8 protein-coding genes are annotated in these 9,361 nt (G+C 71.1%); 4 read left to right on the top strand and 4 right to left on the bottom strand.

Translation table 11 applies throughout. The annotated features are described in order from the left end of the window. Positions 1–4 precede the first annotated feature (4 nt). Positions 5–163, top strand: coding sequence for a transposase (locus AC08OQ_RS14005; protein WP_476612103.1), 159 nt, complete (start codon positions 5–7; stop codon positions 161–163). A 459-nt stretch (positions 164–622) separates the two neighbouring features. On the opposite strand, the gene AC08OQ_RS14000 is transcribed toward AC08OQ_RS14005, so the two are convergent. Next, positions 623–1,135, bottom strand: coding sequence for an NAD(P)/FAD-dependent oxidoreductase (locus AC08OQ_RS14000; protein ID WP_476605620.1), 513 nt, complete (start codon positions 1,133–1,135; stop codon positions 623–625). 502 nt (positions 1,136–1,637) lie between these two features. After that, entirely contained in the window at positions 1,638–2,804 is a 1,167-nt protein-coding gene (locus AC08OQ_RS13995; protein WP_476601020.1) for a helix-turn-helix transcriptional regulator, read from the bottom strand. A gap of 97 nt (positions 2,805–2,901) precedes the next feature. Between AC08OQ_RS13995 and AC08OQ_RS13990 the strand changes: the two genes are divergently transcribed. Beyond that, positions 2,902–3,387, top strand: a complete 486-nt coding sequence (locus AC08OQ_RS13990; RefSeq protein WP_462189021.1) for a VOC family protein — start codon at positions 2,902–2,904, stop codon at positions 3,385–3,387. A 38-nt stretch (positions 3,388–3,425) separates the two neighbouring features. On the opposite strand, the gene AC08OQ_RS13985 is transcribed toward AC08OQ_RS13990, so the two are convergent. After that, complete coding sequence (locus AC08OQ_RS13985; RefSeq protein ID WP_476601022.1) at positions 3,426–4,571, bottom strand: amidohydrolase family protein; 1,146 nt, start codon at positions 4,569–4,571, stop codon at positions 3,426–3,428. Between the two features lie 362 nt (positions 4,572–4,933). Here AC08OQ_RS13985 and AC08OQ_RS13980 point away from each other — a divergent pair, with 362 nt between their 5' ends. Then, on the top strand, positions 4,934–6,496 hold the full coding sequence (locus AC08OQ_RS13980) for a type I glutamate--ammonia ligase (RefSeq protein ID WP_476601024.1): 1,563 nt from the start codon (positions 4,934–4,936) through the stop codon (positions 6,494–6,496). Between the two features lie 24 nt (positions 6,497–6,520). On the opposite strand, the gene AC08OQ_RS13975 is transcribed toward AC08OQ_RS13980, so the two are convergent. After that, complete coding sequence (locus AC08OQ_RS13975) at positions 6,521–7,714, bottom strand: saccharopine dehydrogenase NADP-binding domain-containing protein (RefSeq protein WP_476601026.1); 1,194 nt, start codon at positions 7,712–7,714, stop codon at positions 6,521–6,523. A 108-nt stretch (positions 7,715–7,822) separates the two neighbouring features. Here AC08OQ_RS13975 and AC08OQ_RS13970 point away from each other — a divergent pair. Then, positions 7,823–9,361 (top strand): ATP-binding protein (locus AC08OQ_RS13970; RefSeq protein ID WP_476612102.1); only part of this gene is annotated, 1,539 nt, incomplete at its 3' end.

The following is a 9,361-nucleotide window of genomic DNA, read 5'->3' as shown; positions in this document are numbered from 1 at the left end:
GTTCCTGCACAGCGGCATCACCAACGCCGCCAGCGAAGGCCACAACCGGGTCATCAAGCTCGACGCCCGCAGCGCCTTCGGCTACCGCAACCCCGAAAACCAGCGGCTACGAACACGCTGCGCAACCACCCGCCGAGCCCGCAGATGCCTCAAACCCGCTTAACTTCGAAGAGCCGGCATCGTGGAGCCGGTAACGGACATCATCTTCGTGTGCCGTAGACGAGGATTCGGGCTCCTGTGGATAGGTACATGCGGCGTTCATCGAAGAGCATAAGAGATGCTGCGTCCATAACGTTGCCGTCTCGAGACGCTGCCCGGATAACCAGATTATCCCATCTCTTGTTGCCCATGATCATATTCGCCACCGTGCAGCTGGCGAAGTGCAATCGAAATCGCCGTCTAAATTTCTGTTCAAAGAGCTGAGGAGTCGAAATGAAATAACTTGCGCGTTTCGAACCCTCCACAGGCCTGTGACCTGCGATGATGCTCTCGATCACGTATTTGTTACTTCATTACGTCCCCCTTGTCACTGAAGTCAAGTCGGAGCGGCATAACCTCCTGCGGGGCGCGGCGCGGATCCGAGAACTTGGCATATGAGCGTATGGCGATCGAGGAGAATCGGTCATCCTGGCGACTGACTCCAAGATCGCGTCGTACCCGAGAATAGGCGCCATCGGCACCGATCATCAGGGGCTGCCTCGACGGAGCTCGATTCCGAACCGATTTGAAATATGATAATCCGGCTGTTAGCGGTCAGCCCCGATGAATGGTATGATGTGCCTTCTCGAATTTCAACTCCGACCTCGCGTGCCGCAGCAACGAGACGCGCGTCGAGGATCTCACGTGGAAGTACATACCCGGAAAGATCGCGGCCGGCGACCGTCGGGCCGACCGCCGTCGCCTCGGTTCCGTCAGGTCCGCTGACTCGCACGTTTAACGGTGAAATGGCATCATGGACAACACCAAGCAGGCCCAGGCGGCGTAGGGCCGCAACGGCCCCGGCGCCGAGGCCGTCACCGCACGCCTTATCGCGCGGGAAAACAGCCTTGTCGGTCAGAAGCACGCGAAGGCGAGGGTTCTGTCGCTTCAATGCGAAGGCGGCCACGCTCCCAGCCGGGCCCGCGCCCACGATCACCACGTCGTAGCTTCCTCTGGCCACGCCAGAAGTCTACGTGCTCCATGAATGGCAGGAGTTGGCATCACCTATTATTACAGCCACAGTGATCTCTATGTGATCTCTTTCCGGCGAATCGGTGTGGCGGTGTGCGCGAGCGGCCGCAGCGTGGTTCTCCGTACTTTGTAAGAAAAAACGAAGAAGCTGCGGCGACCGCGTCTGGCGGCGTATCAGAGGCGGAGGTGGCCGAGTAGGGGGCAGGGTTTGAGGAGCCGCTCGCCCGAGGGGCCTCCTGCTTCAGCACTGATACGGCCAGGGAGCAGGCCCGCGCCTATTGGAGGGCTTGCTGTCGCGTACAGGGCGTAAGAACGGGTGGACCCTCGCTGATCAAGGGGCGTGGGCATCCACCGTCCGTAAAGGTTGGCAGCCTGGTGCCGGCGTCATCCCAGTGATTCAGACGAAGCACCGAGGCGCCACGTGGCGTCCGGAGGCGTCAGGCTGCCGGCAGTCAGGGTTCCGGCAGTCAGGGTTCCGGCAGGTTGTGGTTCCCGGCGACGGGCCTGCGACTTCCGCCGTTGCCCGCCGCCGGTGCGCCGTACAGCGCGGCGAGCGCGCCCGCGGCGCGCGTCATCGCCTCGCGTAGCTCCGGGGGGTGGAGCACCTCCAGGTCCGGGCCGAGTACGAGCAGTTCGCGCTCGGCGTGCCGGACGGACTCGATCGGCACCACCGCGCGTACCCAGCCGTCCTCCTCCGGTGCGCTCGCCGTTTCCCGGACGGCGCGGGCGACCGCCGGGGGGAGCCGGAAGGGGGCCATCGTCACGCCGGTCGGGGAAAGCCGCATGGTCGCCCGCGCCCGGTAGACCTCGGATTCGTAGCGGGCCGTCCAGCCGGCCCAGTAGGCGCCGAGGTCGAAGCCATGCGGCCGTTCGAACGTCTTGGTGGTCGTCTCGAGGCTGAGGATCTTCGCGACCCGGTACACCCGGGGCAGGGTGGCCGGCCCGCCCGCCGGTTCCGCGCCTCCGCTGCCGTCCGCACTCTCGGTGGCGCCTGCGGCTCGGGTGCCGTCAGGGTCGCGGCTGCTGCCAGCGTCCTCGGCCAGGCCTACGCCCTGGGTGCCGTGTGCGACGTTGGCGACCAGGTACCAGGTGCCGCTTTTGAGGACCACGCCGAGCGGTTCGAGGTGCCGGATGATCTCACGGGGGGCCCGCCAACGCCGGTAGGTGGCCCGGACGCGGCGCTGCTCCCACACCGCCGCTGCCACCTCGGTCAGCAGCGGCGTGTCCTCGGTGGCCCGGAACCAGCCGGGCGCGTCGAGATGGAAGCGCTCCCGCACCCGGCCGGCCCGTTCGCGCAGCTGCTCGGGCAGGGCCGCCATCAGCTTCAGTTCCGCCGCCGCGAGCATCGTGCCGAGCCCCAGCTCGCCGGCGGCCGCCGGCATGCCGGCGAGGAACAGGGAGTCGGCCTCGCCGGAGGTCAACCCGGTCAGCCGGGTGCGGTAGCCGTCGAGCAGCCGGTACCCGCCGGTGGCACCGCGGTCCGCCAGCACGGGGACCCCGGCCTCGGCGAGGGACTCCAGATCCCGGTAGACCGTCCGCACGGAGACCTCGAGTTCGTCGGCGATCTCACGCGCCGTGAGCCGCCCACGGGTCTGCAACAGCAGCAGGACGGAGAGGAGCCGGCCGGCACGCATGCCCGATGCTCCCCGGGCCATACCTGCCAGGAGAAGTCAGGTATGGCTTCGAGGATGGGATCCGACGCATCGACACCGGAACGCGAAGGAGATCGCCATGGCGGGAACGGACCCGGCTCGGGAGATGGGTGTGGAGAGGGCCGGGGGCGCGGCCGCTACCGGTGCGGCGACTGGGTCCGCAAGTGCTGGCTCCGCGAGTGACGTGGCGGCGACCTGGGCCGGGCTGATGCTCGACTGCCCGGACGCGAAGGAGCTCGCGACCTTCTACGGCACGTTGACCGGGTGGGGCGTCGCCGGCACCGACGACGAGGGGTCCTGGGCGTACCTCACCCCACCGGGGACCGAGATCATGATCGGTTTCCAGCGGGTGGCGGGCTACCAGCCGCCGCGCTGGCCGGACCAGGACGCCCCGCAGCAGTTCCACCTGGATTTCCGGGTCGCCGGCCTGGACGCCGCCATCGCCCTGGCGGAAGGCCTCGGCGCGAGGCAGGCCGAGTTCCAGCCGGGTGGGGACCGGTGGCGGGTGCTTCTCGACCCGGTCGGTCACCCGTTCTGCCTCTGCCCGCCGGCCGCCGCCGGCTGACCGCCGAGCCGCCCGTGCTGGTCAGGGCAGGTCGTTGGTCAGGGCAGGTTGTAGACGCGGCGGGCGTTGTCCGCGCAGATGAGCCGGGCGACCCGCTCGGCGTCCGCCGCGGTCCAGGCGTCGTCGGCGACTCCCGCCGCGAGGAACGCCGACAACCCACGCCGGAACAGGACGGCCCCGAGCAGGTACAGCTCGCCGAGCGCGAAGGCGTCGGTGGAGAAGAGGAACTTGCCGAACGGGGCGAGTTCGAGTGCCTGCGTGAGCAGGCCGGCCGAGCCGCGGCCGCAGTTGTGGATGGCGCGCCCGAGGTCGAGGTAGACATTCGGGAACACCTGGGCTAGGTAGCCGGCCTCCCGGTGGAACGGGTAGCAGTGCAGCAGCAGCACACTGACCTCGGTCGGTGCTATCGCCCGCAGCAGGCCGGTGAGCAGCAGTGGGTTGCCCCGGCGCAGGTCGATGTCGCAGTCCCCGTACCCGACGTGGATCTGGATGGGTAGCCGCGCGTCGACCCCGCACCAGATGAGGAAGGCGTGCAGGGTGGGGTCGGTCAGCCGGATCGGGGCGCCGGCGCGGATCTCGTGGATCCAGCCGCGGGCGGCGGCGGCGACCTCGCGGTCGGTCGGTCGCTGTGCGGGCAGCTCCAGGCCGCCGCGGTAGGCCGCGACCGACTTCACCGCGACCATGGTGGGGCGGGCGGACTCGAGCCGGGCCCGCACGGTGTCGGCGAGGTGGGTCATGCCGATCTGCCCGGTGATGACGTCGACCGCGACCTGCTCGGCGACCCGCTCCAACCGCACCACATCCACGCCGCGTCCGCCGGCGAGCTCGGCCAGCTCCGCGGCGCTGGTCAGCGGCTCCGGTTGAAATCCGGCGTCGACGCAGAACGTGGTGATCCCGCAGGCACGCAGCAGCCGCCGGTGCACCTCGGCGTGGCCAAGCTCCGCCCGGCGTTCGAGGTAGTCTTCCGGCGCGGCATGCGCCGGTAGGTCGAGCACCGGCGCGCACCAGCGCCGCAGGGCGAAGCCGATCTGGCTGTCGAACAGCGTCGTCCCCGGTGGTCCGGGGTGTTCCGCCTCGGTGATCATGCTTTCGAATTCCGGGCGAGTCAGATCGCGGCCGACCAGACCATGGCAGTGGTGGTCGACAAGCTCGTGATCGACGAACGGTTCCACCGGGCGGCCCACCCATCGATGATCCCCCCTGGAAGGTGGGGTCATGCCTGACCGTACTGGACACATTCGGTCATCCTCAGGTCCACAGCGGCCCTGTGGATAACTTGTGGATTACTCCTGGCTCCCTGGGGACAGTCGTTCTGAAAGTCGATGATGTTGCCGTGTTTTCATCTCTTCTTGCGTCGACGCCAGCTGTGGACAACGCTCGGAGCGATTGTGATGAACAGATGGCTTCTCCTTCGATCCGGCCGAATTTTGTCGCTCTCCGTAACATCGTGGGAGAGTGAGGGGCCGCCGTGCCGTGCGCTCCGCCCGGCGTCTGGCAGGCGTACGCGCGACCATGGGGACAGGGGAGACCCGTGGGGAAGGTGAGGATGAACGAGCCTGCGTTGGACGAGTTCGCCCCTCGGATTATCGCCGGAGAGGATCGTAGGCGTGATCGGCTCGCCGCGGCGGCCCGGCACGCGGCGACGAACCTGGAGGTACGCGGCGTCGTCTGTGTTGCGGTGACCTACGTCGACAACAGTGGCATCACTCGGATGAAGGGGGTGCCGATCGGCCGGCTCGACGCGGCGGCGGTGTGGGGCGTCGGCGTGTCGCCGGTGTTCGACGTGTTCGGCGCCGATGACTCGATCACGGCGGGACGGTACGCCGGAGGTCCCGTCGGGGATCTGCGGCTGCATCCCGACCTGGACCGGCTGACACCCCTTGCGGCCCAGCCCGGCTGGGCCTGGGCCCCCGCCGACCGCCGTGACCAGGACGGCCGACCGCACCCGCAGGACGGCCGGGAACTCGTCCGCCTCCAGACGGCACTGCTCGCCGAGCACGGCCTGACGGCGATGATGGCGTTCGAGGCCGAATGGGCCGTCTCCCCGGCCGGTTCCGACGAGTTCGCCCCGGCCGCTCCCGGGCCGGCGTACGGGATGATCAGGGTGGCCGAACTCGGTGACTACCTGCGGGACGTGGTCACCGCGCTCACCGAGGAGGGGCTGGTCGTCGAGCAGATCCATCCCGAGTACGCGGCCGGTCAGTTCGAGGTGTCCGTCGCCGCGCAGGACCCCCTCGGCGCCGCCGACACGTGCGTGCTGGTCAAGGAGACGGTGCGCGGCGTCAGCAGGCGCCATGGCCTGCGCGTCTCGTTCGCCCCCAAGGTGCTCGTCGACAGCGTGGGTAACGGCGGCCACGTGCATCTGAGCCTGTGGAGCGACGATCCCGACCGGCCGCCGGCCCCGGCCCGGCCTGCGGTCTCGGGCGGGGGCCCGGGCGGGGCGAACTCCGGTGGCCCATACCCGGGGGGCCCATACCGGGGGGGCCCAGCCCGGGCCGGCGGGGGATCCGCCCGCCCGGGCCGGATCAACCTCATGGCGGGTGGCAACGGGCCGCTCGGACTGACCGCTGCCGGGGAGGCGTTCGCCGCCGGGATCCTCGGCCGGCTGCCGGCGCTGATGGCTCTCGGCGCCCCGAGCGTTGCCTCCTACCTGCGACTGGTGCCATCGACGTGGGCGGGTGTCCACGCCTGCTGGGGTCGGGAGAACCGGGAGGCCGCGCTGCGGATGATCCCCGGGCCGCCGGCCGCGGCCGGCCAGGCGGCGAACCTGGAGGTGAAGTCCTTCGACCTTGCCGCGAATCCCTACCTTCTGGTGGCCGGTCTGCTGGCCGCCGGGCAGGTGGGGCTCGCGGCGGCGGCCGCGTTGCCGGAGCCGGTGGGCGTCGACCCGGCCTCGCTCGACCCCGCCGAACGGGCCCGCCGCGGCATCCGGCGCCTGCCCACCAGCCTGGGCGAGGCGGTCGCCGCCTTCGAGGCCGACGAGGTGTTGCACCGCGCCCTGGGACGGGAGCTGCACGACGCGGTCGCCGCCGTCCGGCGCGCGGAGATCGACCGGTTCGCCGAGGCTGACCCGGCTGCCGTCGTCGCGGCGACCCGCTGGCGGTACTGACCCGCCGGCGGTGCTGACCGGGTGTCAGCCCACCCGACGCAGTCCGGCCGTGGCGGCGGCCCGCTCCAGGTCCTCGACGCCGAAGGCGTCGACCGGGCCAAGCGCGCCGGCGCGGGCGACGGTGCCCGCGGCGAGATGTCCCGCCATCCACGCCATGATCCGAGCGGTGAAGGCATAGGGGTCGCGACCTTCCAGCCGCACGGTGGCGAGTTCCCGGCCGGCGGCGTCCCGGGCGAGCGCGAACACCTGCGCCCCGGCGCGGGCCCGCGCCGCCCGGTCCGGTCCGCGGCCGGTCGTCCGCAGGGCGGACCGGGCGGCAGCGGCCAGCAGCGCCCGGCCCGGCGGGAAACGACGCAGCCCGGACAGGGGGAACGACAGCGCCTGCCCCACACGGATGCCGCGGTCGACGCCGCCGATATACGTCGCGACGTCGGTCAGCGCCGGCGCGAGCCGGGGCAGGGTGAACGGCTCCCCTCCCGACCACAGCACCGCCGGGTGTCCCCGCCGGCCGCCCGACCCGCCGGTGACCTTGCCGGACGACCGGAAGGACCGCACCTCGCGGGCGAGCGGGCGCTCGACGAGGACGCCGCCGCGTAGCACGATGACGGGCTCGGTCAGCGCGGCCAGCAGGGTCGCCCGCGTTCCGCTGCTCATCCCGAGAGCGCCCGTGACGAGGTAGCCGATGTCGAGGCGGCGGGCCTCGCCGCCGGCCGCCTGCAGGGCCAGTGCTCCGGCGAGGTTGCCGGGGACGAAGTCGAAGCCGGCGCCGGGGATCAACGCCGCCCCGGACGCCGCCGCCCGCGGGCCGACCTCGGTGAAGACGTGCCGCAGGAATGCGCCCTCCCCGGAACAATCCAGGTAGTGCGCGCCGACCGCGGCCGCCGCCGCCACGACCGGCCGCCCGAACCGGCGGAACGGGCCCACCGTGGAGACGAGCACGTCCCCGGTGCCGAGCCCGAGCAGGCGGGCCAGCGACGCGCCGCTGGGCGCGCCCCGAGCCTCCGTCCGGTCGGCCGCGCCGGCCGCGGTGGTCGCGCCGGCCGGGGTAGTCGCGTCGACCACGGCGGTCCCCAGGCCGTCGTAGGCGGCGGCAAGGGCACGGACCCTGGTCTCCGTGCGGCCGGCGAGGACAGGTCGGTGCCCGACAGCCACGAGTTCTGCGGTCACCAGCCGGCCGGTGTAACCGGTCGCGCCGAACACTACGATACGGGCCGTCATGGGTCCCGACGTTATGCCCATCTGTCGAAGGTGGCCCTTGAGACGTTACTTTGACACGTAGCGGCCTGCACACCCCACAATGATGCGCACCCGTCCGAGGAGGCGCGTGTGCGTAAGGTACTGGTTGCAAATCGTAGTGAGATCGCCGTCCGTGTTTTCCGAGCTGCTCAGGAACTGGGCCTGCGCACGGTGGCGGTCTACACGCCCGAAGACGTTTCCGCGCTGCACCGGACAAAGGCGTCCGAGGCCTACGAGATCGGTGGCCCCGGGCACCCGGTGCGCGGATACCTGGACATCGACGCCCTGCTCGCCGTGGCCAAGCAGGCGGAGGCCGACGCGCTGCACCCCGGCTACGGCTTCCTGTCGGAGTCGGCGGTGCTCGCCGAGGCGTGCGCCACCGCCGGCATCACCTTCGTCGGACCGCCCCCGGCGGTCCTGCGGCTGACCGGGGACAAGGTCGCCGCCCGGGACGCCGCGCTGGCCGCCGGGCTGCCGGTGCTGCGTGCCTCGGTGCCGCTGCCGGACGGCGCCGGGGCGCTCGCCGCCGCCGAGGAGGTCGGCTTCCCGCTGTTCGTCAAGGCCTCCGCCGGTGGCGGGGGGCGCGGCCTGCGGCGGGTGGAACGCCTCGCCGACCTCGCCGACGCGGTGGCGAGCGCGTCCCGGGAGGCCGCCGCCGCCTTCGGGGACGGCACGATCTTCCTGGAGCAAGCGGTGGACCGGCCGCGCCACATCGAGGTCCAGATCCTGGCCGACGCCTACGGCAACATCATCCATCTGTACGAGCGGGACTGCTCGGTGCAGCGCCGGCACCAGAAGGTCGTGGAGATCGCCCCGGCGCCGCGGCTCGATGAGGCGGTCCGGGCGAGCATCTGCGCCGACGCGGTGCGGTTCGCCCGGCATGTCGACTATGTCAATGCGGGCACGGTCGAGTTCCTTCTCGGCGCCGACGACCGGTACACGTTCATGGAGATGAATCCCCGGATCCAGGTCGAGCACACGGTCACCGAGGAGGTCACCGGGGTTGATCTGGTTGCGGCGCAGCTGCGGATCGCCGACGGGGAGAGCCTGGCCGGCCTCAACCTCGCCCAGGAGCAGATCGTCCTGCGCGGTACCGCCATCCAGTGCCGGGTCACCACCGAGGATCCCTCGGACGGCTTCCGGCCCGACACCGGGACGATCAGCTTCTACCAGTCACCCGGCGGTCCGGGGGTGCGCCTCGACGGCGCCACGTACCCGGGGGCCGAAGTCAGCCCGTACTTCGACTCGTTGCTGGTGAAGCTGACGACCCGGGGTAACACGCTGGAGAAGGCGGCGCGGCGCGCCCGGCGGGCGCTGAACGAGTTCCGGGTCCGCGGGGTGCGTACGAATATCGACTTCTTGGTGCGGCTCCTCGCCGACCCCGGCTTCCTCGCCGGCGGGGTGAGCACGTCGTTCATCGACGAACGGCCGGAGCTGCTCGCTCCCGGCAAGGGGACGGACCCGACCAGCCGGCTGCTGGCTCGCCTCGCCGAGAGCACGGTGAACGGATTCCTGCTCCCGGCGGTCGCCCTGGCCGACCCCCGGGAGCTGCTGCCGCCCGCGCCCGCGCAGGTGGCGGCGCCCCGCGGCACGGCGCCCGGCGGCACGCAGCTGCCGGCGGGATCCCGG

It is taken from the genome of Frankia sp. CcCS3 (genome assembly GCF_977927575.1).
Note: the sequence above shows the minus strand (reverse complement) of the source record. Positions and strands in the feature narration are given on the sequence as shown.